General features: G+C 33.0%; 35 protein-coding genes and 2 tRNA genes. 33 read left to right on the top strand and 4 right to left on the bottom strand.

Annotation, left to right across the window (positions count from 1 at the left end):
* Position 1: 1 nt before the first annotated feature.
* Complete coding sequence (locus AAHM86_RS03620) at positions 2-214, bottom strand: hypothetical protein (RefSeq protein WP_342268317.1); 213 nt, start codon at positions 212-214, stop codon at positions 2-4.
* 123 nt (positions 215-337) lie between these two features.
* On the opposite strand from AAHM86_RS03620, the gene AAHM86_RS03615 reads away from it, so the two are divergent.
* Entirely contained in the window at positions 338-451 is a 114-nt protein-coding gene (locus AAHM86_RS03615) for a palindromic element RPE1 domain-containing protein (protein ID WP_341748328.1), read from the top strand.
* 83 nt (positions 452-534) lie between these two features.
* Here AAHM86_RS03615 and AAHM86_RS03610 read toward each other — a convergent pair whose 3' ends face one another.
* The 3 genes from AAHM86_RS03610 to rlmB all read right to left on the bottom strand — a co-directional run bounded on the left by AAHM86_RS03610 (position 535) and on the right by rlmB (position 2,643).
* Positions 535-1,569 carry an IS3 family transposase gene (locus tag AAHM86_RS03610; RefSeq protein ID WP_342268316.1) on the bottom strand — a complete coding sequence of 345 codons (1,035 nt, stop codon included), beginning with the start codon at positions 1,567-1,569 and terminating at the stop codon, positions 535-537.
* Between the two features lie 18 nt (positions 1,570-1,587).
* On the bottom strand, positions 1,588-1,731 hold the full coding sequence (locus AAHM86_RS03605) for a transposase (RefSeq protein WP_342267695.1): 144 nt from the start codon (positions 1,729-1,731) through the stop codon (positions 1,588-1,590).
* A 177-nt stretch (positions 1,732-1,908) separates the two neighbouring features.
* A complete protein-coding gene (gene rlmB / locus AAHM86_RS03600) occupies positions 1,909-2,643 on the bottom strand; it encodes a 23S rRNA (guanosine(2251)-2'-O)-methyltransferase RlmB (RefSeq protein WP_341762591.1) in 735 nt (244 codons plus the stop codon).
* A 591-nt stretch (positions 2,644-3,234) separates the two neighbouring features.
* Between rlmB and AAHM86_RS03595 the strand changes: the two genes are divergently transcribed.
* From AAHM86_RS03595 to AAHM86_RS03440, 32 genes are all read left to right on the top strand, one after another.
* Positions 3,235-3,320: transfer RNA gene (locus tag AAHM86_RS03595), tRNA-Tyr, on the top strand.
* 20 nt (positions 3,321-3,340) lie between these two features.
* Positions 3,341-3,414 (top strand) — tRNA-Gly (locus AAHM86_RS03590).
* An 84-nt stretch (positions 3,415-3,498) separates the two neighbouring features.
* Positions 3,499-4,683, top strand: a complete 1,185-nt coding sequence (tuf, locus tag AAHM86_RS03585; RefSeq protein ID WP_341748170.1) for an elongation factor Tu — start codon at positions 3,499-3,501, stop codon at positions 4,681-4,683.
* Positions 4,684-4,814: 131 nt separating this feature from the next.
* Positions 4,815-5,138, top strand: a complete 324-nt coding sequence (gene rpsJ, locus AAHM86_RS03580; RefSeq protein ID WP_341748171.1) for a 30S ribosomal protein S10 — start codon at positions 4,815-4,817, stop codon at positions 5,136-5,138.
* Positions 5,138-5,788 carry a 50S ribosomal protein L3 gene (gene rplC, locus AAHM86_RS03575; RefSeq protein WP_342268315.1) on the top strand — a complete coding sequence of 217 codons (651 nt, stop codon included), beginning with the start codon at positions 5,138-5,140 and terminating at the stop codon, positions 5,786-5,788. The genes rpsJ and rplC overlap by 1 nt, the downstream gene beginning before the upstream one ends.
* Positions 5,789-5,793: 5 nt before the next feature.
* Positions 5,794-6,417 carry a 50S ribosomal protein L4 gene (gene rplD / locus AAHM86_RS03570; RefSeq protein ID WP_342268314.1) on the top strand — a complete coding sequence of 208 codons (624 nt, stop codon included), beginning with the start codon at positions 5,794-5,796 and terminating at the stop codon, positions 6,415-6,417.
* Positions 6,414-6,713, top strand: coding sequence for a 50S ribosomal protein L23 (gene rplW / locus AAHM86_RS03565; RefSeq protein WP_342268313.1), 300 nt, complete (start codon positions 6,414-6,416; stop codon positions 6,711-6,713). The genes rplD and rplW overlap by 4 nt, the downstream gene beginning before the upstream one ends.
* On the top strand, positions 6,714-7,535 hold the full coding sequence (gene rplB, locus AAHM86_RS03560; RefSeq protein ID WP_342268312.1) for a 50S ribosomal protein L2: 822 nt from the start codon (positions 6,714-6,716) through the stop codon (positions 7,533-7,535). It abuts the gene before it with no gap.
* A 13-nt stretch (positions 7,536-7,548) separates the two neighbouring features.
* Positions 7,549-7,827 carry a 30S ribosomal protein S19 gene (gene rpsS, locus AAHM86_RS03555; RefSeq protein ID WP_341748176.1) on the top strand — a complete coding sequence of 93 codons (279 nt, stop codon included), beginning with the start codon at positions 7,549-7,551 and terminating at the stop codon, positions 7,825-7,827.
* A gap of 2 nt (positions 7,828-7,829) precedes the next feature.
* Complete coding sequence (gene rplV / locus AAHM86_RS03550; RefSeq protein WP_341748177.1) at positions 7,830-8,189, top strand: 50S ribosomal protein L22; 360 nt, start codon at positions 7,830-7,832, stop codon at positions 8,187-8,189.
* A 3-nt stretch (positions 8,190-8,192) separates the two neighbouring features.
* A complete protein-coding gene (rpsC, locus tag AAHM86_RS03545) occupies positions 8,193-8,852 on the top strand; it encodes a 30S ribosomal protein S3 (RefSeq protein ID WP_342268311.1) in 660 nt (219 codons plus the stop codon).
* Between the two features lie 15 nt (positions 8,853-8,867).
* A complete protein-coding gene (rplP, locus tag AAHM86_RS03540) occupies positions 8,868-9,278 on the top strand; it encodes a 50S ribosomal protein L16 (RefSeq protein WP_341748179.1) in 411 nt (136 codons plus the stop codon).
* Positions 9,271-9,483, top strand: a complete 213-nt coding sequence (gene rpmC / locus AAHM86_RS03535) for a 50S ribosomal protein L29 (protein ID WP_341761531.1) — start codon at positions 9,271-9,273, stop codon at positions 9,481-9,483. The genes rplP and rpmC overlap by 8 nt, the downstream gene beginning before the upstream one ends.
* Positions 9,484-9,487: 4 nt before the next feature.
* A complete protein-coding gene (rpsQ, locus tag AAHM86_RS03530) occupies positions 9,488-9,733 on the top strand; it encodes a 30S ribosomal protein S17 (protein ID WP_341757720.1) in 246 nt (81 codons plus the stop codon).
* A gap of 105 nt (positions 9,734-9,838) precedes the next feature.
* Positions 9,839-10,207 carry a 50S ribosomal protein L14 gene (gene rplN / locus AAHM86_RS03525; protein ID WP_341748182.1) on the top strand — a complete coding sequence of 123 codons (369 nt, stop codon included), beginning with the start codon at positions 9,839-9,841 and terminating at the stop codon, positions 10,205-10,207.
* Entirely contained in the window at positions 10,207-10,539 is a 333-nt protein-coding gene (gene rplX / locus AAHM86_RS03520) for a 50S ribosomal protein L24 (protein WP_342268310.1), read from the top strand. The genes rplN and rplX overlap by 1 nt, the downstream gene beginning before the upstream one ends.
* Before the next feature lie 2 nt (positions 10,540-10,541).
* A complete protein-coding gene (gene rplE / locus AAHM86_RS03515; protein ID WP_375331539.1) occupies positions 10,542-11,081 on the top strand; it encodes a 50S ribosomal protein L5 in 540 nt (179 codons plus the stop codon).
* An 18-nt stretch (positions 11,082-11,099) separates the two neighbouring features.
* Complete coding sequence (gene rpsN, locus AAHM86_RS03510; protein WP_341748185.1) at positions 11,100-11,405, top strand: 30S ribosomal protein S14; 306 nt, start codon at positions 11,100-11,102, stop codon at positions 11,403-11,405.
* A 267-nt stretch (positions 11,406-11,672) separates the two neighbouring features.
* Complete coding sequence (gene rpsH / locus AAHM86_RS03505) at positions 11,673-12,071, top strand: 30S ribosomal protein S8 (protein ID WP_341748186.1); 399 nt, start codon at positions 11,673-11,675, stop codon at positions 12,069-12,071.
* 9 nt (positions 12,072-12,080) lie between these two features.
* On the top strand, positions 12,081-12,614 hold the full coding sequence (gene rplF / locus AAHM86_RS03500) for a 50S ribosomal protein L6 (protein WP_341748187.1): 534 nt from the start codon (positions 12,081-12,083) through the stop codon (positions 12,612-12,614).
* Positions 12,615-12,630: 16 nt separating this feature from the next.
* Positions 12,631-12,984 (top strand): 50S ribosomal protein L18, encoded by a 354-nt coding sequence (rplR, locus tag AAHM86_RS03495; protein WP_341748188.1) that lies wholly within the window; start codon positions 12,631-12,633, stop codon positions 12,982-12,984.
* Positions 12,985-12,999: 15 nt separating this feature from the next.
* Positions 13,000-13,524, top strand: coding sequence for a 30S ribosomal protein S5 (gene rpsE / locus AAHM86_RS03490; RefSeq protein ID WP_342268309.1), 525 nt, complete (start codon positions 13,000-13,002; stop codon positions 13,522-13,524).
* A gap of 392 nt (positions 13,525-13,916) precedes the next feature.
* Positions 13,917-14,126: a 50S ribosomal protein L30 gene (rpmD, locus tag AAHM86_RS03485; RefSeq protein WP_342268308.1), complete on the top strand. Its 210-nt coding sequence runs from the start codon at positions 13,917-13,919 to the stop codon at positions 14,124-14,126.
* 20 nt (positions 14,127-14,146) lie between these two features.
* Positions 14,147-14,602 (top strand): 50S ribosomal protein L15, encoded by a 456-nt coding sequence (rplO, locus tag AAHM86_RS03480; protein WP_342268307.1) that lies wholly within the window; start codon positions 14,147-14,149, stop codon positions 14,600-14,602.
* A 3-nt stretch (positions 14,603-14,605) separates the two neighbouring features.
* A complete protein-coding gene (secY, locus tag AAHM86_RS03475; RefSeq protein WP_342268306.1) occupies positions 14,606-15,907 on the top strand; it encodes a preprotein translocase subunit SecY in 1,302 nt (433 codons plus the stop codon).
* A 96-nt stretch (positions 15,908-16,003) separates the two neighbouring features.
* The gene (locus AAHM86_RS03470) at positions 16,004-16,642 is read left to right on the top strand and encodes an adenylate kinase (RefSeq protein WP_341748430.1); all 639 of its coding nucleotides are present in this window, start codon (positions 16,004-16,006) and stop codon (positions 16,640-16,642) included.
* A 61-nt stretch (positions 16,643-16,703) separates the two neighbouring features.
* Positions 16,704-17,081 carry a 30S ribosomal protein S13 gene (rpsM, locus tag AAHM86_RS03465; protein ID WP_341748193.1) on the top strand — a complete coding sequence of 126 codons (378 nt, stop codon included), beginning with the start codon at positions 16,704-16,706 and terminating at the stop codon, positions 17,079-17,081.
* 12 nt (positions 17,082-17,093) lie between these two features.
* Positions 17,094-17,480, top strand: coding sequence for a 30S ribosomal protein S11 (rpsK, locus tag AAHM86_RS03460; protein ID WP_342268371.1), 387 nt, complete (start codon positions 17,094-17,096; stop codon positions 17,478-17,480).
* 15 nt (positions 17,481-17,495) lie between these two features.
* Positions 17,496-18,515 carry a DNA-directed RNA polymerase subunit alpha gene (locus AAHM86_RS03455; RefSeq protein ID WP_342268305.1) on the top strand — a complete coding sequence of 340 codons (1,020 nt, stop codon included), beginning with the start codon at positions 17,496-17,498 and terminating at the stop codon, positions 18,513-18,515.
* Positions 18,516-18,788: 273 nt separating this feature from the next.
* Positions 18,789-19,208, top strand: coding sequence for a 50S ribosomal protein L17 (gene rplQ, locus AAHM86_RS03450; RefSeq protein ID WP_342268304.1), 420 nt, complete (start codon positions 18,789-18,791; stop codon positions 19,206-19,208).
* Positions 19,209-19,232: 24 nt separating this feature from the next.
* The gene (rpsT, locus tag AAHM86_RS03445) at positions 19,233-19,496 is read left to right on the top strand and encodes a 30S ribosomal protein S20 (protein WP_342268303.1); all 264 of its coding nucleotides are present in this window, start codon (positions 19,233-19,235) and stop codon (positions 19,494-19,496) included.
* Between the two features lie 395 nt (positions 19,497-19,891).
* A complete protein-coding gene (locus tag AAHM86_RS03440; RefSeq protein WP_342268302.1) occupies positions 19,892-20,698 on the top strand; it encodes a glycosyltransferase family 2 protein in 807 nt (268 codons plus the stop codon).
* Positions 20,699-20,750 lie beyond the last annotated feature (52 nt).

The following is a 20,750-nucleotide window of genomic DNA, read 5'->3' as shown; positions in this document are numbered from 1 at the left end:
GTTATAAAGATGTAATGTGATTATCATAGCAATTATGGCGACTTAGTTGTATATATTGTAGCGGAGGGGCTGATAAAATAAACTCTTCAAAGTTATCAAAACGACGTTGCTCAAGATAGTCAATATTAATAGAATCGACATTATCAAGCGTTCCTGGAAATTGTGCTTTATTTTGTAAAATATACTGGATTCCTTTAAAACTAATGGTTCTCAATATACAATTGTCAATAGTTAAGGTGCTAGTTCCTATGCTGTTTCCAGCATCTTCTAATAATTTTAATATTTTGTCATTAGACCTCTTTCGAAACTCGCTTATGCTGAGGGATTTGAAGGAGACGTGGAACGCAGAACCGCAGCGTACTCTAATGTACGTGAGGATTCGAGTACCGCATCGACGTACAAATCACCAGCAGAAGTAGAGTTTCGAAAGAGGTCTATTGTCATATTCTAAATTTGGCATATAATTCCTACTCGATACTGGACTGAAAAATCAAGGACAAAAAAATAATAATTTGTTTCCCATTTTTGCATTTTTCAAGCTGCAATTTGTTCATAATTTTGTATAGAATTTAGATAGATATTCATAGGCTTTTTGTAACCAATACTTGAATGGAATCTTCTATAATTATAGTGATTGATGTAATCATCAATACCACTCTTTAGCTCTTTAACATCTTTAAAATCATTAATAAATATACAATTATATTTTAAAGTTCGGAAAAATCTCTCCATAATTATATTATCAATACTTCTTCCTTTACCATTCATCGAAACTTTAATGTTATGCTCTTGTAAAATTTCAATGTGTTCATGACTAGTATATTGACTGCCCTGATCACTATTAAATATCTGCGGTGCAGGATATTTGTTAAGTGCATCCCGCAATACTTCAGTTACCAAACTTACGTCCATACTATTTGATAATTTATAACTCAACACAGCTCTACTATGCCAATCTATAATTGCCGCCATGTACATAAATCCCGAATTAGTTCTAACATAAGTGATATCTCCGCTCCAAACCTCGTTAGCGTTAGGTACATCTACAGTTTTACTTGTACCTAGATTAGACCAATATTTATCAAGCAAATAACTATAAATTTTATGCTGTTTATCTTTTCCAGATGTTAACTTTTTCCTCTTTGGATAAATAGCCTCTATGCCAATCATGTTCATATATTTTAGAACCCGATCCTTACCAATAACCAAGCCATCTTCTAATAATTGTCTATGGATATAACGATAACCAAATTCAGGATTATCAGTATATATTTCATCTATTTTATTTAAAATATTTAAGTTATACCCACTAAATGGTTTTGCTTTATAGTACATTGAAGAACGATTAATCTTTAATAATTCATATTGCCTTGTCTTTGGTAACATTGCTAGCTTGGAATCGACAAGTTCTTTTCTATTTGATAAGTCCAAGCTTTGTAGCTTTCCCACAGCCCAATCTCTCTCTACTATTGTTTTTTCAAGAGTTTTCGCTAATTCATCATTTTGTTCTTTCAGCATATTAATTTGTTCCTGATATTTACTTACCAGTTTTGCTGGTTCAAAAGCCAATGCTGCATTTGATATAAATTATTTTTTCCAATTACTAATTGTCTTGGAGTTTATCTCATATTTTGATGCTATCACTGATAATGGACTCTCTTCTTTCAGCACTTCTAATACTATCCTAGTTTTTTCTTCAGCACTAAAAACTCTTACTTTTTCTTTTGTCATTTTTTCTCCTAATTTTTTCTTATTATTTTATCTTAATTAGGAAACTTTTAACTCTATTTTTTTGTCCATTTTCTTCAGTCCATTATACTCATCATTAAATTCATAATCCGTTTAAAACGGGTTATGGTCGGTCATTATATACAAAATTACTTAATTGTCTAGTATAATTAAGCTTTATTATTTTGCCTCTAATGAAATCAAATAAAACGCTATTGCAGCAGCATTTGAGACATTTAAGCTTTCTACTTTACTTGAAATGGGTATTTTAACTAAGTGATCACATGCTTCTTTAACTAGACGTCTGATTCCTTTATCTTCAGAACCAAGTACTATTGCCATTTTATCTGAAAATATTTTTGTACTTAAAGATTGTTTTGCATTGCCATCAAGACCAATAATCCAAAAACCATGTTTTTTTAGATATTCTATTGACCACCTTAAATTAGTGACTTTAACCATTTGTACTAGTTCTAAAGCTCCAGAAGCTGTTTTTGCTATGGTAGCATTTTCATCAGGTGCATTATCTAGAGGTAATATTATGGTCGTGATGTCAAAAGAAGCTGCACTACGAATAATAGCACCAATATTTTGTGGATCGGTTATTTGATCCAAAATAGCAACTTTACAATTAGGAATAGTTATGTCAATATCTTCAATACGATTAGAGAAGATACTTTTAACGTTAGCGGCTATTCCCTGATGATTATGATTTGAACCAAAAAGACGGGTTAAGTAATCTATGTTGGTAATCTCATACGGGTGGTTAGAGATTAAATTTTTGTGCAAATTGAAAATATCTTCTGTACATAAAACATTTTGAATATAACGTTTTGGGTTGCTTAATGCTGCAAATACTGGATGTTTGCCGTATATATAGTGCAAATCTTTAGAAATTTTAGCTTTATTTCTCATCTTATTAGAACCTAGAGTAATTTATTCTTGACACAAACTACTATTTATTATAGAAAGTTACAACTGATAAACGTTCTGAAGTAATATAAGTTTAATATTAGCTTATTTAGGTTCTGTGAACGTTTCTGTGTAATGAGTAGATTTATAGGCATTTTCACTCGCAGAACCGTAGCGTACTAAATGTACGTGAGGATTCGAGAACGAAAATAACGACGAAATCGACCATTAGATAGAAACGTTCACAGAACCTAGGATAGTTCAAGAGAAAAGGGTCGGGATCATTTGAGTTTCAGCTTTATAACAAAAAAGATGTCCTTTCCGCGTAGGCGAGTCCATGATACCTAACAGCCATTTAGGTTGTTTTTTGAATTGCTGCCGCGGGAAGGATATCGAGACTTCTTAAGTTGATACCCATGCGATGCACAGGAATAATACTGATGTATTAAAGGGTTGTATCATTATTTATAAAGGCTTGTAGCCCGAAGTTCAAATGTCCTTGGAAAAGAGCAGAGAAGATTTGTTGGTACTTATACTAAGTTATATATATGCTTTACGTTTAATTAGACCATTTAATACTTGCGTAAATTCTTTGGAGGAATGGCCGAGTGGTCAATGGCAGCAGACTGTAAATCTGCCCGCGTGAGCGTACGAAGGTTCGAATCCTTCTTCCTCCACCACAAGTTGGTTAGGTAGATACGCGGGTGTAGCTCAATGGTAGAGCTCCAGCCTTCCAAGCTGGCCACGTGGGTTCGATTCCCATCACCCGCTCCAAGAGTATTGGTGATAATTGGAAATTGGATAAATTTGTATTTTTATGTTAAATTGTATTAAATCTTAAATTGTGGAGAATGAATTATGGCAAAGGTAAAATTTGAAAGGGATCTACCCCATTGTAATATAGGTACTATAGGACACGTAGATCATGGTAAGACTTCTTTAACAGCTGCAATAACTTTAGTGTTATCAAAAGAAGGTGGAGCACAGGCTACTAATTATGATGACATTGATAAAGCTCCTGAAGAGAGGGAAAGGGGTATAACTATTGCTACTGCTCACGTTGAATATAGAACTAAAAAAAGGCATTATGCTCACATTGATTGTCCTGGTCACGCAGATTATATAAAGAATATGATAAGTGGTGCAGCTCAAATGGATGCTGCTATATTGGTAGTATCTGCTGCTGATGGTCCAATGCCCCAAACAAGGGAACATATATTGCTTGCTAAGCAAGTTGGCGTACCTGCAATAGTTGTATTTTTGAATAAAGTTGATATGGTTGATGATCCAGAATTGCTTGACTTAGTAGAAATGGAAGTCAGAGAACTTTTATCAATGTATGATTTTCCTGGAGATGATATACCAGTTATCAGAGGTTCAGCTTTACAGGCTCTAGAAGGAAAACCTGAAGGTGAAGCTGCGATTAAAGAGTTGATGAATGCTATTGATGAATATATACCTCAACCTGAGAGAGATACAGATAAACCTTTCTTAATGTCGATAGAAGATGTATTTTCTATTTCTGGAAGAGGTACGGTTGTTACTGGTAGAATCGAAAAAGGTATAGTAAAAGTTGGTGAAGAGGTAGAGATTGTCGGTATAAGAGATACTCAAAAAACTACTTGTACTGGTGTGGAAATGTTTAAGAAGCTATTAGATCAAGGTGAAGCCGGGGATAATGTTGGTATATTACTGCGTGGAACTAAAAGGGAAGATGTATGCAGAGGTCAAGTGTTAGCTAAGCCTGGAAGTATAACTCCGCATACTGAGTTTGAAGCTGAAGTTTATGTACTTACCACGAAAGAAGGTGGTCGTCATACAGCATTTACAGATAAATATCGACCACAGTTTTATTTTAGAACGACTGACGTAACTGGAGAAATCACTTTGAAAGATGGTAAAACAATGGTGATGCCTGGTGATAATGCGAATCTGAAAATTGCATTGATCGCTCCGATAGCTATGGAAGAGGGCGTACGTTTTGCTATACGTGAAGGTGGTAGGACAGTAGGAGCTGGTGTAGTATCAAAGATTATAAAATAATAAGAAATAGTCATCCTGAAAAAGTTCAGGATGACTATTTTTTTAGGGTTAGGCAAAATATGTTTAATTAGAGTAAGTCTATTAAAGAATGTGCTTTGACTGGTCTAGCTGTTTATAAAAAGGTTTAGTTAATGAAAAATAATCAAAAAATCAAAATTCGTTTAAAGTCGTTTGATCACCGCTCGCTTGAGCAAGGTACTAGAGAAATAGTAGGGGCTGTTAAAAGAACCGGTGCTGATATAATTGGTCCAATTCCGTTGCCAAGGACGATTGAGAGATTTACCGTTAATAGGTCTCCGCATGTCAATAAAAAATCAAGGGAGCAATTTGAGATTAGAATTCAGAAAAGACTTTTGATAATAAGTTATCCAACTCCTCAGACTGTTGATGCTTTAAAAAAAGTTGATTTGCCTGCTGGTGTTGATGTTGAGATTAAGTTAGAGAGTGTTGAGTGATGAGAACCGGTTTAATTGCTAAAAAAATTGGTATGAGTTCAATTTTTAATGAAAAAGGTGAGAGATCTACCGTTACTTTTCTACAAGTTGAAGATTGCCAAGTAGTAGGACAAAAGACCCTAGAAAGGGATGGCTATAATGCTTTGGTTATTGGGGTAAAAGATAAAAAATTATCTAAAGTAACAAAACCAATGAAGCAGGTATTTGCTAATGCTCAAGTTACGCCAAAGGAAAAATTGAAGGAATTTAGAATTTCTGAAGCTTGTTTCCTTGATGTAGGTTTTGTATTGCATGTGGATCATTTTGTTATTGGTCAGTTTATAGATGTTGTAGGTACTACTATTGGTAAAGGTTTTGCTGGTAGTATGAAAAGGCATAATTTTAGAGGACTTGAAGCTTCACATGGTGTATCTGTGTCTCACCGTTCGCATGGTTCTACTGGTGGTAGACAAGATCCTGGTAAAGTATTTAAGAATAAGAAAATGGCTGGTCACATGGGAAATACAAGAGTTACTATTCAAAATTTGAAAGTAGTCGATACTGATATGGAAAAAAGCATAATCATAGTTAGTGGAAATATTCCTGGTTCAAAAGGATCTTATGTCTACATTAAGGATGCTATTAAGAAAACCATTACAGCTATAGGATAAACTATATGAAAGCCAAATTATTAAATCTTGAAAATGAAGCTGTTGGTGAGATTGATTTAGATAACGAAGTTTTTGCCGTAGATTTTGTTAGGGAAGATATTATCAAGCTTGTTGTTAATTGGCAGAGAGCTAAAGCTATGGCTGGTACACATCAAACAAAGACAGTGTCGCAAGTATCTGGTACTACAAAGAAACCTTTTAAGCAAAAAGGTACGGGTAATGCAAGGCAAGGATCTTTAAGATCTGTCCAAATGAGAGGTGGTGGAGTTTCTCACGGTCCAGTAACAAGGAGTCATGCTACAAAATTACCAAAAAAAGTTAGAAAACTTGGTTTAAAACATGCTTTATCAGAAAAATTGGCTGAGGGAAAGCTGCTAATAGTAGATTCTTTAAAATTACATGAATCCAAAACTTCTAATCTTATAAAATTATTAAATAATTTTCATGGTAAAAGTTATTTTATTGTTAGTGGTGATGAAGTTGATATCAATTTTTCTTTGGCAGTACAAAATATTCCAAATACTATTTCAGTACCGCAAATTGGTGCAAATGTTTATGATATAATACGCCATGATTATGTTTTGTTATCACAAGAAGCTGTAGATGCTTTAGAAAAGAGGTTAAAGTGAAGTCTTATAAACATTATGATATTATTAGGAATCCTGTGATCACTGAGAAGACCAATATTTTATCTGAGCAACAAAATAAGTTTACTTTTCATGTTGCTGGTAGTGCTGAGAAATCTTCTATCAAGATGGCTGTTGAAAAGATTTTTCAGGTTAAGGTTAAAAAAGTTAACATAATGAATGTAAAAGGTAAGAGAAAAAGATTCAAGGGTGTTAATGGCAGACAATCAGATAAAAAGAAAGCAATTGTGACGTTAGAAAAAGATTATACTATTGATTTTACTGGGGGTATTAAATAAATGGCTTTAAAAACGTTTAATCCAGTTACTCCATCCCTTAGAGAATTAGTACAGGTTGATAAATCTGATCTTTGGAATGGTAAGCCTCATAAACCTTTAACTAAAGGTTTATCTAAGACTGGTGGTAGAAATAATTTGGGTAGAACCACTTCTTGGCATAGAGGAGGAGGGCATAAAAGACTTTATCGTATAATCGATTTTAAAAGAAATAAACAGGATATATTTGCCACTGTTGAAAGAATAGAATATGATCCTAACAGAACTTCCTTCATTGCTTTAATTAAATTCGATGATGGTGAGTATTCTTATATTTTAGCACCACAAAAGCTTATTGTAGGAGATAGAATAGTATCAAGTGATAAAGCTGACATAAAAGTAGGAAATTGTTTATCTTTGAAATCTATTCCTGTTGGTACTACTTTACATAATGTAGAAATGAAAGTTGGTAAAGGTGGTCAAATTGCAAGATCTGCTGGTACTTCTGTTAATTTAGTAGGTAAGGATTCGGGTTATGCACAGATCAAGCTTCGATCTGGAGAATTTAGATTGATACCGTTAGATTGTAAGGCTACCATAGGTGTTGTTTCAAACCCTGATCAAAAGAATACCAATTTAGGTAAGGCCGGAAGAAATAGATGGCTAGGTTGGAGACCACATGTTCGTGGTGTTGCAATGAATCCATTCGATCACCCACATGGGGGAGGAGAAGGAAAAACTTCTGGTGGTCGCCATCCAGTGACTCCATGGGGTTTCCCAACTAAGGGTAAGAAAACACGTAAGAATAAGCTTACATCAAAATTTATTATTAAGAGAAGAAAGTAATTAGGTAGTAATTATGGCTCGTTCAGTTTGGAAAGGACCTTTTGTAGATGGTTATCTGATAAAAAAAGTACAAAAATTGATTGAATCTGGTAAATCAGAAATGATTCAGACTTGGTCTAGAAGGTCAACAATTTTACCATTTTTTGTTGGAATAACATTTGCTGTACATAATGGAAATAAATTTATACCTGTTACTGTAAGTGAAGAAATGGTTGGTAAAAAATTAGGTGAATTTTCTCCAACTAGGACTTTTCATGGTCATGGCACAGATAAAAAAGTTAAGAGAAAATAGATATGGTGAAGGTGAATAAAGGTTCTACTACAGCAATTGCTAAGTCTCTTAGAGTGAGTCCGAGGAAATTGAATTTGGTTGCAACTTCTATTAGGAATATGAAAGTGTCTGAGGCTCTAATTCAGCTTACCTTTTCCCCTAGAAGAATTGCTCAAGATGTAAAAAAATGTTTACAGTCTGCTGTTGCTAATGCTGAAAATAATTTTGGTTTAGATATTGATACTTTGTTTATTACTTCTGCAACTGTAGGTAAGGCGTTGGTGATGAAAAGAATTATGCCAAGAGCTAAAGGAAGAGCAACAAGGATTAATAAATTTTTTAGTAATTTATATATTACAGTTACTGAAGTTGAGGGGAAATAAGATATGGGGCAGAAAGTTAATCCGCATGGCTTTAGAGTTGGTCCGACATTAATTAAAGGTTGGGACTCGGTGTTATATGCTGATAAGAAGCAGTATAAAGTCCTTCTTATCCAAGATTTAGAGGTTAGAAATCTAGTTAATAAGAACTATGTGCAAGCACAAGTTAGTAGAGTATTAATAGAGAGGCCTTCTAATAAGAATGTTATAATTAATATTTTTGCTAAAAAGCCTGGAGTTATTATAGGTAAAAGTGGTAACGACATTGATAAATTAAAAAAATCTGTCCAAAAAATTATGGGTTTAGAAGAAATATATATTAACATACATGAAGTAAAGAAGCCTAATATAGACTCTAACATTATTGCTCAAACGATTGCTATGCAGCTTGAAAAAAGAGTGTCTTTTAGAAAAGCTATGAAAACTGCTATCCAAGCCTGCTTTAAGCAAGGAGGGTTAGGTATAAAGGTTGCTTGTTCTGGACGTTTAGCTGGAGCTGAAATAGCGAGAACAGAGTGGTATAGAGAAGGTAGAGTACCTTTACATACTTTGAGAGCTGATATTGACTATGCGACTGCTGAAGCTATGACAACTTATGGAGTTATAGGTATAAAGGTTTGGATCTATAGGGGTGATCATGTGGAAAATAGAAAGAAACATAATTAATTTTGAAGTAAAATAATGTTAGCTCCGAAAAAACAAAAATTTAGAAAAGCACATAAGGGGAGAGTTTCCTCAAAAGCAAAGGCTGGTACTATGCTAGCTTTCGGTTCTTTTGGCTTGAAATCGTTAGATGGTTTAAGGGTTACCGCAAGACAAATAGAGGCAGCAAGAAAGGCTGCAGTTCGTTGTATGAAAAGGCAGGGGAGATTATGGATTAAAATTTTTCCGGATTTGCCTGTGTCAAAGAAGCCTGCGGAAGTTAGAATGGGTAAAGGAAAAGGTTCTACTGAATTTTTTGCAGTGAGAGTATCACCTGGAAGAATTATGTTTGAAGTGGAAGGGGTTACAGATGATATAGCGACGAAAGCACTTGAGCTTGCTAGTGCAAAATTGCCTGTAAGAACAAAGATAGTGAGGCGTTATGAATAATTTAGGGGTATCAGCAAAGGAATTGGTTGGGCAGACTACGGAAGAGCTTCACAAAAAGAGAATTTTGTTTAAAAAAGAGTTTTTTAATCTACGGTTTCAAAGAACATTAGGTGAATTACAAAATACTAGCAGGTTTTCTTTTGTAAAAAAAACAATAGCTCGTATTAATACAGAGTTAACTATAAGATCAAAAACTGGAGAATAGGGAAATGCCGAAAAGAGTGCTACAGGGCGTTGTTGTAAGTTCGAAAACTGATAAGACTATTACAGTTAAAGTAGAGCGTAGGTTTAAGCATCCTATATACAAAAAAATTGTAAAAGTCTCTAAAAAATATGCTGCTCATGATCCAGAGAATACTTATAAGGATGGTGATAAGGTTAGTATAGTTGAAAGTCGTCCTATATCTAAAACTAAGTCTTGGGTGGTGTTAGGGGATGTAAAGGTGTCTCTCTAATAATGATAGGTTTGGTTGTCACAGAATGGTGAGTTTTATCCTTTGACTTTGTTATTTAGATTGTTTATTTTGTTGCGTTATTAAATTCTCAAGTGGAAGTAAGTTATGATTCAGATGCAGAGCATCTTAGATGTTGCGGATAACTCTGGTGCTAAAAAAATTATGTGTATTAAAGTGCTTGGTGGTTCACATCACATGATAGCAAATCTTGGGGATGTCATTGTGGTATCTATAAAAGAAGCTTTACCAAGCGGAAAAGTAAAAAAAGGTGACGTACATAGGGCTCTAATTGTTAGAACAAAAAAGGGTGTTAGAAGGGCAGATGGTAGTACAATTAAGTTTGATTCTAATGCAGCAGTACTTTTAAATAAGCAAGGAGAACCAATAGGTACAAGAGTTTTTGGTCCTGTAACTAGAGAATTAAGGGCAAAAAAATTCGTTAAGATTATGTCACTTGCAGAAGAGGTGTTGTAATGATTAAGCTAAAAATTAAGAAAGGTGATGAAGTTATTGTTATCACCGGAAAAAATAAGGGAAAAAAGGGTAAGGTCTTAAAGGTTTTGCCTGAGCAAAATAGAGCTATTGTTTCGGGTATAAATATTGTTCGCAAGCATGTTAAGGCGAGTAAAACAAGTGAAGGTGGTATAGTGTCAAAGGAATTATCCATACATATATCTAATGTTGCTCACATAGATACTAAAACAGGTAACCATACAAAAGTTGCTTTTAAATTTCTAGAAGATGGCTCTAAAGTAAGAGTAGCTAAGAAGTCTGGTGAAATTATTAGTAATAAGGAAGGTAAGTAATGTTGCTCAGGTTTAAAGATTTATACACTAAAGAGATTGTACCAAACTTACAGAAAGAGTTTGCGTACAAGAATAAACATCAAATGCCTAAGGTTGTAAAAATTGTTGTTAATATGGGTGTTGGTGAGACGGTTGCAGATTCTAAGGTAATTAATAATGCTGTCAATGATCTAACTCTAATTTCAGGACAAAAGCCTTTAGTAACTGAGGCCAAAAAGTCTATTGCTACTTTTAAGCTTCGTGAAGGTATGAAAGTTGGTTGTAAAGTTACTCTGCGCAAAGATAGAATGTATGATTTTTTAGAGAGATTAGTAATCGTTGCTCTACCGCGTATTAAAGAATTTAGAGGTTTCTCAAGCAAAAGCTTTGATGGTAGAGGTAATTTTACTTTTGGTATAAAAGAACAGATTGTTTTTCCAGAGATTAATTACGACAAGATAGATGTAATTCGTGGTATGGATATCACGATTGTTACAAGTGCTATGAATAATGAAGAAGGTAAATTATTACTTTCTGGCTTTAATTTGCCTTTTTATAATTAATTTTTAGAAGAAAAATAGATGGCTAAAGTAAGTTCTATAAAAAAGAATAATAGAAGAAGAAAGATGGCACAAAGTTTATATAACAAGCGTGCTAAATTAAAGGACAAGATTTACGATAAAACTTTATCTTTGGAAGAAAGATTTTCGTTAGTGATGGTTTTAGCTAAGTTACCTAGAAACTCAGCTATGAATAGAGTTCGAAATCGGTGTGAGCTTACTGGACGTCCAAGAGGAGTGTATAGTAAATTTGGTCTATCGCGAAATAAGCTGAGAGATCTTGGTAGTAAGGGATTAGTTCCTGGTTTGATTAAAGCAAGTTGGTAAAATAGCTTGAATTCGATATAACTTATTATATCGAATTCAAGGGTTAAGTAGAAACAATCAGGTTTGAAGCGGTTCAGTACCTGATTGTTAAAATGTAATATTCTATTCAATGGGTGGTTTTAATAATTAAAATCACCCATTGAATGATGAAAAAAGTTGAAATGTACTCGTAAAAGTCTCTTCAAGGGTACACTTTTTCTTATAACAAAGCCAATTCGATATAAAAATTCTTATATCGAATTGAGGTTAAAATAGTAGGTTTATCGTATGTCAATGACAGATAATATAGCGGATATGTTGACTAGAATTAGAAATGGTCAAAAAAGTAAATTGATGAATATATCTCTACCTTGTTCAAAAATAAAATGTGCTATTTTGGATGTTTTAAAAAAAGAAGGTTATATAAAAGAGTATGTAGTTGTCAAGGATGGTAATATAAGTCATATTGAAGTGGATCTAAAATATTCTGTTAATGGAAAACCTGCTATATGTGAAATAAGTAGAGTTTCAAAACCAGGTAAGAGGATTTATTCTTCTATTGATAAATTAAAAGGATATTATAACAATATGGGTATTTATATTCTTTCTACTTCTAGAGGAGTTTTATCAGATAGAGAAGCACATAGCCAAAAAATTGGCGGTGAAGTAATTTGTAAAGTGTTTTAAGGTATAAAGATGTCACGTATTGGAAAATTACCAGTCCCTGTGCCTGAAGGGGTGAAAGTTGAACTTGATGGGTTGAAAGTTAATGTTGTTGGTCCCAAGGGAGAATTAACAAAAACTTTCGCAGGAAATATAGCAATTTTATTGCAAGATAATCAGCTTTTTGTAAAACCATTAGCAGAGACTAAAAGTGCTAGATCTATGTGGGGTACGGCACGAAGTATAATAAATAGTATGATAAAAGGTGTTAAAGAAGGTTTTACAGAAGAGCTTGAAGTCAATGGCGTTGGTTATAAGGCTTTGGTGAAGGATAAATATTTAAACTTAATGCTTGCTAAAAGTCATAATACTAAAGTAGAAATACCTCAAAATATTAAAGTTACCGCTCCTAAACAAAATCAGATTATATTGGAAAGTGTTGATAAAGAAAAATTAGGTCAGTTTATATCAATTATTATAAAGCAGAGACCACCTGAACCATATAAAGGTAAAGGTATTAAACGCAAAGGTCAATATGTTCAGAGAAAAGAAGGTAAGAAAAATTAAAATTTAAGAGTTCAATATGCGTAGTTCAAAGTTAAAGTTTGATATAAGAAAGGCTAGAGTAAGGTCTAAGATATCAAAATCAAACAGACTCAGGCTGTCTATTTTTAAGTCTGGAAAGCACATATATGCACAAGTCATAGATGACAAACAATCAATAACTATTGCATCTGCTTCGACTTTAGATAAAGAAATTAGACAGTTAAAAAAATCCAACTGTAATATTGGTACAGCCACGAAAGTAGGTGATTTAATAGGTGAAAGAGCATCGCTTAAAGGGGTGCAAGAAGTTGTATTCGATAAAGGTGGTTATAAATATCATGGTGTTGTTAAGGCTTTAGCTGATGCAGCAAGAAAAAAAATGAAATTTTAATTTTAGGTTTAAGAAATGGCTAAAGCTAAAAAAAATACGGGTGAAGCACTAACAGAAACTTTGGTGGATGTAAACAGAGTTACTAAAGTAGTAAAGGGTGGTAGAAAATTTTCTTTTTCTGCTTGTATTGTTGCTGGTGATAAAGCCGGTAAGGTTGGTTATGGTCATGGCAAAGCGAAAGAGGTAACAGAAGCTAGAGCTAAGGCTACTCAAGAAGCAAGGAAAGATATGATTAAAATTCCTCTTTATCAAAATAGAACTATTCATCATGATGTCATTGGTAAAAGTGGAGCAGCTAAAGTCATTTTAAGAAGAGCCAAGGCAGGTACTGGTGTTATCGCTGGTGGTGCTATGAGGGCAATCTTTGATTCTTTAGGAGTTCATGATATTGTTGCCAAATCTTTGGGTTCTAGTAATGTATATGCGATGATTGCTGCAACTTTTGATGCGTTATCTCAATTATCTTCTCCAAAGAATATTGCTGAAAGGAGAGGAAAAAGAATAAATGAGGTATCAACTAAATCTACAAAAGGGCAATAAATAATATCAGAACCAAGTGTGCAAGTTTAAGTAGTGTAATAGTCCTTCCAGCGTAGACTCATGAGTGTCAACTTAAGAAGTTTTGATTGGGTAGGTAGCAGAATCTAAAAAATAAAGAAAAATGCATTCTTAAAGCGGTTTTGTGAATGCATTTTAAACCTTAAGCTAAAAACATGATTTTAATCTTTTAAAATCATGTTTTTAGCAAAATATTAATTTAACAATCAGATGCAGAGTCGTCTCAAATCTGATTGTTTCGATAATTTCACCGAATTTGGGATAAGAATTGACAAATTCTTATCCCGAATTTGCGTGTGAATGGGGCTTTGAAGCAATGGGCTATAGTGAGTCTTTATATTTAAAGTAAAGTAATAATTGGGTTGTAGGAATTTATGAGTAGTAATCAAGAAAAAGTGAATGAGGCAAAGCTTAAAGTTACCCAGATTGGTAGTAGTATAGGTCGTAAATATGATCAGGAAGAAACCTTGGTAGGTTTGGGTTTAAATAAAATGCATAAATCTGTTATTTTGCAAGATACAAACTCTGTTAGAGGGATGATCAAGAAGGTACAACATTTGTTAAAAGTAGAAAATATAAATTAGAATAAATTAGAGTTTAGAAAATGAAATTAAATGAGTTATCTAACAATTTTGGTGCTAAGAGAGATAAAAAAAGAGTAGGTCGCGGTATTGGCAGTGGTAAAGGTAAAACATGTGGCAGAGGTGTTAAGGGGCAGAAATCTAGATCTGGTGTAGCTATCAAAGGTTTTGAAGGGGGGCAGATGCCTATGATTAAAAGATTGCCAAAGAGAGGCTTTAACTGTCCTAGTTCTAAGAAATATAGTGTAGTAAATATTGCTGATATAGAATTTTTAATAGCAGAAAATCGTTTGAACTCAACAGAAGTTGTAACAAAGGATAGATTAGTTGAAGTCGGGTTAATTAAGAATAATAACTTATTGGTTAAGTTATTATCTGTTAGCAGTGGTGATTTTAATAGTCCCTTATCATTTCAATTAGATGCTTATTCTAGCTCTGCTAAGAAGTTAATAGAACAAGTTGGTGGTCAAATATTGTAATTTATGAGTTTAAATTCCACACAAAAATCTAATAAAGACTTAGCTAATAGGATTATTTTTACTATTTTGGCTCTTATAGTATGTAGATTTGGCTCATTTATTCCTATAGCGGGTATTGATTCGGTTGCATTAAGCAGTGTGGCTGAACAAAATCAATCTGGTATACTTGGTATGTTTAATATGCTATCTGGGGGGTCTCTAGGTAGAATGTCTATTTTTGCTTTAGCAATTATGCCATATATAACTGCTTCAATTATCATTCAATTAATGTCAATAGCCTACAAGCCTTTAGAGAATTTAAAAAAAGAAGGTGAGGTTGGTAAAAGGAAAATCAATCAATTATCTAGGTATTTAACTGTTTTATTAGCTTCTTTTCAGGCATATGGTGTTGCAGTAAGTTTAGAACATGTTGTGACTAATGTAGGTCCAGTAGTTATTATACCTGGGCTTTTTTTCAAGGTTACTACCGTTATTACTTTAGTTGTAGGTACTATGTTCTTAATGTGGCTTGGTGAACAGATTACTGGTAGAGGTATTGGTAATGGATCGTCCTTAATTATATTTATAGGTATAGTGTCGGGTGTACCAAGTGGTATTATAAGCATGTTTGAGTTGTCAAGAAGTGGTGGTTTGTCTCCGATAGTAGTTATGACTATTTGTTTAGGAGTTATTGTAATTATAGCTATAATAATTTTCTTTGAGAAGGCACAGAGAAAAGTTTTGGTACAATATCCAAAAAGACAAGTTGGTAATAAAATTTATGGTGGTGATTCGACTCATATGCCTCTTAAACTTAATACTTCTGGGGTAATTCCGCCAATATTTGCTAGTTCGATTTTATTGTTTCCTGTGACAATAGCTAATTTTTCTAGCAATAATTCAGAAATTATGAGTTTATTAACTTTCCATCTAGGGCATGGGAAGCCTTTATATATTTTGTTGTATGTTGCGTTGATAATGTTTTTTAGTTTTTTTTATACAGCAGTAGTTTTTAATTCAGAAGAAACAGCAAATAACTTAAGAAAATATGGGGCATATATTCCTGGCAAAAGGCCTGGTAAGAATACTGCGGAATATTTTGATTATTTGTTAACTAGGTTAACTGTAATAGGTGGTATATATCTTAGTTTTATATGTATAGTTCCTGAAATGTTAATGAATAAATATGCCGTATCTTTTGCCTTAGGGGGTACAAGTTTTTTAATTGTTGTTAATGTTGTTCTAGATACATTTGTACAAATTCAAACTCATTTATTTAGCAGTAAGTATGAGGGATTAATTAAAAAAATGAAGTTAAAAAACTAACTGGTATTATAAAAAAACAATTCTTTAAAGCAAAAAATTATACATTTTAACTTAGTAGAGGGTATATATTATGTTATGTTTAAAGAAGAGTTTCAAATGATTATAGTGCTTATAGGGTCTCCTGGTTCAGGGAAGGGAACTCAAGGGCAGTTATTGGCAAGAAAGTTAAATTTACCTCATGTGTCTACTGGCGATATATTCAGGCAAATGGTAAAGGTTAATAACAAGGATGGTTTGTTAATTAAAGAGTATATGGCACAAGGAAAACTTGTCCCTCCTAAATTGGTGAATAATGTAGTTAAGGAGTTTTTAACTCAGGATATATATAAAAACGGTTATGTTCTAGATGGTTATCCTCGTAATTTAGAGCAAGCTAATTTTCTAAGAATGTTTGCTAATCAAAAGATTAAAGTTGTTTTTTTCGACATAGACGATCAAGTGATTATCAAGAGGATTCTAGGTAGGTTTAATTGTGAAAATTGTGGACAAATTTATAATAGTTATTTCATTAAACCTAAGGTTGATAATGTCTGTGATGTTTGTGGATCAGATAAATTTATGCACAGACAAGATGATGATGAACAGACTATTAAGCAAAGAATAGAAGAATATAAAATAGAAACTTATCCGTTACTTAACTATTATAGAGATAATAGTGAATTTTATGTTGTTGATGCAAATAAGGATAAAGAAGAAGTAGAGCTTGTTTTATATAAAGTATTAAAAATGATTTGACTTTAAGGGATATTTTTATATTATTCCCTTTTGGTTATTATCGAAATTTTGGAGATTATTTGTGGCAAGAATAGCGAGTGTTAATATTCCAGCAAACAAAAGATTAGTAGTGAGCTTAACATATATTTATGGGCTTGGTTTTTCTGCTGCAGAAGAGATTTGTCGAAAAACTGGAATATCTGAAAGTAAAAGGGTCAAAGACTTAACAGATCAAGAGCTTATTATTTTACGTAATATTATTGAAAAAGAATATAAAGTAGAAGGTGATTTAAGAAGAGAGGTGAATCTTAATATCAAGAAGAAAAAGGATATTAGAAGTTACCAAGGTCTTAGACATATAAGAAAGTTGCCTGTTCGAGGTCAGAATACTCATTCTAATGCTCGAACAAGAAAAGGTAAAGCTGTTGCGATTGCCGGTAAGAAAAAAGTTACAAAGTAATATGGTATAATGATGAGTCAGGCTAATACTAAGGTCAAGAAAAAAAGAAAAAATATCACTCTTGGTGTTGTTCATATAAAGACAACTTTTAATAATACTATTGTTACTTTTACGGACGTGCAAGGTAATGCTATAGCTTTTTCAACAGCAGGTACACATGGTTTTAAGGGGGCTAGAAAAGCTACGCCTTATGCTGCTCAAATAACTGTTGATAAAGCCTCAGAAGTTGCAAAAGAACACGGTCTGAAAACTGTTTCAATTAGAGTGCAAGGTGCAGGAGCTCAAAGGGAATCGGCTATGCGTGCGGTATTTAGTCAAAATTTTATAGTTACGTCAGTTTTAGATGTTTCGTCTGTTGTACATAACGGTGTTAGAGCACCAAAAAGAAGAAGAGTATAGGGGCATAGGTAAATAATGTTATCATTAAATAAAAACTGGAGTGCATTAATAAAACCTTCTAAGATAGTTTATGACAGTCCTGATAAGAGTAGTAATATAGTAAAAATTGTGGTTGAACCTTTAGAGAGAGGATTTGGTTTAACAATAGGTAATGCTATGAGGCGAATTCTACTTTCATCTCTTCAGGGTGCTGCAATAACATCAATAAAGATACTAGGGGTGGTGCATGAATTTTCTGCTATACCTGGGGTTAAGGAAGATTTAGTTGATGTAGTTTTGAATCTTAAGTCTGTGGTCGTTAAAATGCATTCTTCGGAAAGAAAGATTGTCAGATTAAGTGCTACTGGTCCTTGCGTTGTAACTGCTGGGATGATTGGAACAGGGCATGATGTGGAGGTACTAACCCCTAACCATGTGATTTGTACTTTGGCAAAAGGGGCTCAGCTTGAAATGGAATTAGTGTGTGAGACGGGAAAAGGGTATGTTCCCGCTGCAAGCAGCGTTGGTTCGGAATTAGCTATTGGCGTTATCCCAATAGATGCGTTATTCAGTCCTGTAAGAAAGGTTACCTATAAAGTTGATAATACACGTGTTGGTCAAGTTACAGATTATGACAAATTGATTATGACCGTTGAAACTAATGGTAGTATTTCTCCTGAGATGTCTATAGCACTTGCTGCTAGAATTCTGCAAGATCAGTTACAATTATTTATTACATTTGAAGAACAAACAGAAGATAAGCAGGATAAGTTAGAAGAATTAGCATTTAATCCAGCTTTGTTGAAGAAAGTTGAGGAATTAGAATTATCTGTTAGATCTCAGAATTGTTTAAAAAATGAAAATATAATTTATATAGGTGATCTTGTTATCAAAACAGAAGTAGAAATGCTTAGAACTCAAAACTTTGGTAGAAAGTCTCTTAATGAGATTAAGGATATATTATCAGGCTTTGGTTTAAAATTTGGTATGGACATACTAGGATGGCCTCCAGAAAATATTCAGGAACTATCTAAGCGTTATGAAGATCCATATTAATAAAACCTGAATTAGATGTAACAGGTTATATCTAATTCAGGGATACATATAGAAACAATCAGGTTTGAAGCAGTTCGTCACCTGATTGTTAAATATTAATTTGCTAATAATCTTAATTTTTATATGATATAAAAATAAGATTATTTAGTGGTAATAGATTAAAATGCATTCGTAAAAGCCGCTTCAAGAATGCATTTTTCCTTATAACAAGCCAATTCGATATAAGAATTAACAATTCTTATATCGAATTGAGGTTAATAAAAAGGTAATAACATGCGACATAAAATTAAGGGTAGAAAGCTTAATAGAACAAGTAGTCATAGACAGGCGATGTTTGCTAATATGGCTGCTGCACTTGTGATGAATGAGCAAATAAAAACAACTTTACCTAAGGCTAAAGAGCTTAGACCATATATTGAAGTACTAATAACTAAGGCCAAGAAATCTGATTTAGCGACTAGAAGAATGTTGCTTGCTAAAATCAAAGATAAAGTTGCTACTGAAAAACTTATTAGTGTTTTAGGTAAAAGATATAGTGAACGTCCAGGTGGTTATACTAGGATAATAAAGGCTGGTTTTCGTTATGGAGATATGGCATCAGTAGCTTATATTGAGTTCGTTGATAGAGATGTAAATAGTAAAGGCTGTATGACCCCAAAAGTAGAAAATCATAACCATGAAGAACAAAACTAATAAATCTGTAGGAAAATAATAAATATGGCTAATCATTCATCAGCAAAAAAGGCAATAAGACAAACAATAAAAAAAACTTTAATAAATAAGAATAGGTCAAGTAGAATTAAAACATATATAAAAAAAGTTTTGCAAGAAGTTATTAGTGGCTCAAAAGAATCAGCTAAATTAGCTTTGACTGTTGCACAATCTGAAATAATGAAAGGTATAACAAAAAACATTATCAAATTAAATACAGCCTCACGTAAAATCAGTAGATTATCTCAAAAAATTAAAAATATGAATTAGCTTCTAGCTTCTTGTGTATGCCTTTTATGTAATACCAATCTCGATGAAAGACAGTTTAATAGCCTAGGGTGTATTATCCCTGCCTTATTACTATAGGTTCAAATATACGACTTTTAAAAGATGTAGGTAATAGTAGGTATGCAAGTGAGGATTCGAGAACAAAAAGGAGTGTTCACGAATTGATTCCTTTTGGTAATTTTGTTGTCAAAATTTGCTTTCGTTCCTCATGGACATATTATGTACTGCTTGTGGTTACTTGGCTACTCTTTTACTCAGAAATTCCTCAAAAATTATTCAATTTGTGGGTACTTCCTAAAAATAATGAACATATAGACTATAGAAATGAAACCTTTACAGAAGCTAGATAGAAAATGTATGCAAGGGTTGAGAGGGATATGCTAAAGATTTCAGCCTTTATTATCACAAAAAATGAAGCTACTAGGATTGCAAGAGCTATCAACAGTGTTAAGGACATTGTCGAGGAGCTTATTGTTGTTGATAGTGGGAGTATTGATGATACAGTACAAATTGCTAGAAATTTAGGAATCAAAGTGATTTTTAACGAATGGAATGGTTATGTTAAACAAAAGACTTTTGGCGAAAATTTATGTCAGAATGACTGGATATTAAATATTGATGCTGATGAAGAACTATCAAAAGAATTACAAGATGAAATAGAGTTTATATTTGCTTCAAATAATCAAGCTAATTATTTAGCTTACCGTACTAAAATTGTTATATTGCACCGTAATGATCAGAAAGGTCGTCGTTTTGCTCCTTATAATAAATGTATCAGATTATATAATCGTAAATATAGTAGTTTTTCTAATAATAACACTACTACTCATGATTCGGTGTTGTTTAATCCAAATATTAATTCACAAAACAAAATCTATGATTTAAATGGTATAATTTATCATAGGTCTGGCACGTCAATTGAGCAACTAGTAGCTAAGGCAAATTTTTATTCCTCCGAGCAAGCAAAAGATTTAGTTAAATTAGGTAGGAATCCATCAAAAACAAGAATTTCTACAGAAAGTATTTTTTATTTTTTAAAATCATTTTTTATAAGACGATATTGGGTATTTGGTTTTGATGGTTTTGTTGATTCTATGATTTTTGCTTTTGCACGGTTTATAAGACTTGCTAAAGCAAGAGAGTTGTTAAATAATAAAAAAGACGATAGCAACATAGAAGCGTAGATTACATCAATAGCCTACAATTTTTGTAAGGAGTTTAGTAGTAAGCTCAGCA

The organism is Candidatus Tisiphia endosymbiont of Empis tessellata (assembly GCF_964031035.1).
Lineage (GTDB): Bacteria > Pseudomonadota > Alphaproteobacteria > Rickettsiales > Rickettsiaceae > Tisiphia.
The sequence above is the reverse complement of the archived record's forward strand: the minus strand, read 5'-3'. Positions and strand labels throughout refer to the sequence as shown.

What these genes read in the sequence shown, in the direction of transcription:
- rpsJ (WP_341748171.1), top strand. Translation starts at nt 4,815, where the DNA reads ATGAAAAATAATCAAAAAATCAAAATTCGTTTAAAGTCGTTTGATCAC.
- rplP (WP_341748179.1), top strand. Translation starts at nt 8,868, where the DNA reads ATGTTAGCTCCGAAAAAACAAAAATTTAGAAAAGCACATAAGGGGAGA.
- rplB (WP_342268312.1), top strand. Translation starts at nt 6,714, where the DNA reads ATGGCTTTAAAAACGTTTAATCCAGTTACTCCATCCCTTAGAGAATTA.
- rpsT (WP_342268303.1), top strand. Translation starts at nt 19,233, where the DNA reads ATGGCTAATCATTCATCAGCAAAAAAGGCAATAAGACAAACAATAAAA.
- rplX (WP_342268310.1), top strand. Translation starts at nt 10,207, where the DNA reads ATGATTAAGCTAAAAATTAAGAAAGGTGATGAAGTTATTGTTATCACC.
- rplF (WP_341748187.1), top strand. Translation starts at nt 12,081, where the DNA reads ATGTCACGTATTGGAAAATTACCAGTCCCTGTGCCTGAAGGGGTGAAA.
- rpsS (WP_341748176.1), top strand. Translation starts at nt 7,549, where the DNA reads ATGGCTCGTTCAGTTTGGAAAGGACCTTTTGTAGATGGTTATCTGATA.
- rpsE (WP_342268309.1), top strand. Translation starts at nt 13,000, where the DNA reads ATGGCTAAAGCTAAAAAAAATACGGGTGAAGCACTAACAGAAACTTTG.
- rpsK (WP_342268371.1), top strand. Translation starts at nt 17,094, where the DNA reads ATGAGTCAGGCTAATACTAAGGTCAAGAAAAAAAGAAAAAATATCACT.
- rplR (WP_341748188.1), top strand. Translation starts at nt 12,631, where the DNA reads ATGCGTAGTTCAAAGTTAAAGTTTGATATAAGAAAGGCTAGAGTAAGG.
- rpsC (WP_342268311.1), top strand. Translation starts at nt 8,193, where the DNA reads ATGGGGCAGAAAGTTAATCCGCATGGCTTTAGAGTTGGTCCGACATTA.
- AAHM86_RS03605 (WP_342267695.1), bottom strand. Translation starts at nt 1,731, where the DNA reads ATGACAAAAGAAAAAGTAAGAGTTTTTAGTGCTGAAGAAAAAACTAGG.
- rlmB (WP_341762591.1), bottom strand. Translation starts at nt 2,643, where the DNA reads ATGAGAAATAAAGCTAAAATTTCTAAAGATTTGCACTATATATACGGC.
- rplQ (WP_342268304.1), top strand. Translation starts at nt 18,789, where the DNA reads ATGCGACATAAAATTAAGGGTAGAAAGCTTAATAGAACAAGTAGTCAT.
- rplO (WP_342268307.1), top strand. Translation starts at nt 14,147, where the DNA reads ATGAAATTAAATGAGTTATCTAACAATTTTGGTGCTAAGAGAGATAAA.
- secY (WP_342268306.1), top strand. Translation starts at nt 14,606, where the DNA reads ATGAGTTTAAATTCCACACAAAAATCTAATAAAGACTTAGCTAATAGG.
- rpsN (WP_341748185.1), top strand. Translation starts at nt 11,100, where the DNA reads ATGGCTAAAGTAAGTTCTATAAAAAAGAATAATAGAAGAAGAAAGATG.
- tuf (WP_341748170.1), top strand. Translation starts at nt 3,499, where the DNA reads ATGGCAAAGGTAAAATTTGAAAGGGATCTACCCCATTGTAATATAGGT.
- rplC (WP_342268315.1), top strand. Translation starts at nt 5,138, where the DNA reads ATGAGAACCGGTTTAATTGCTAAAAAAATTGGTATGAGTTCAATTTTT.
- rplV (WP_341748177.1), top strand. Translation starts at nt 7,830, where the DNA reads ATGGTGAAGGTGAATAAAGGTTCTACTACAGCAATTGCTAAGTCTCTT.
- rpsQ (WP_341757720.1), top strand. Translation starts at nt 9,488, where the DNA reads ATGCCGAAAAGAGTGCTACAGGGCGTTGTTGTAAGTTCGAAAACTGAT.
- rplD (WP_342268314.1), top strand. Translation starts at nt 5,794, where the DNA reads ATGAAAGCCAAATTATTAAATCTTGAAAATGAAGCTGTTGGTGAGATT.
- rplN (WP_341748182.1), top strand. Translation starts at nt 9,839, where the DNA reads ATGATTCAGATGCAGAGCATCTTAGATGTTGCGGATAACTCTGGTGCT.
- AAHM86_RS03455 (WP_342268305.1), top strand. Translation starts at nt 17,496, where the DNA reads ATGTTATCATTAAATAAAAACTGGAGTGCATTAATAAAACCTTCTAAG.
- rpsH (WP_341748186.1), top strand. Translation starts at nt 11,673, where the DNA reads ATGTCAATGACAGATAATATAGCGGATATGTTGACTAGAATTAGAAAT.
- AAHM86_RS03440 (WP_342268302.1), top strand. Translation starts at nt 19,892, where the DNA reads ATGCTAAAGATTTCAGCCTTTATTATCACAAAAAATGAAGCTACTAGG.
- AAHM86_RS03470 (WP_341748430.1), top strand. Translation starts at nt 16,004, where the DNA reads ATGATTATAGTGCTTATAGGGTCTCCTGGTTCAGGGAAGGGAACTCAA.
- rpmD (WP_342268308.1), top strand. Translation starts at nt 13,917, where the DNA reads ATGAGTAGTAATCAAGAAAAAGTGAATGAGGCAAAGCTTAAAGTTACC.
- rpmC (WP_341761531.1), top strand. Translation starts at nt 9,271, where the DNA reads ATGAATAATTTAGGGGTATCAGCAAAGGAATTGGTTGGGCAGACTACG.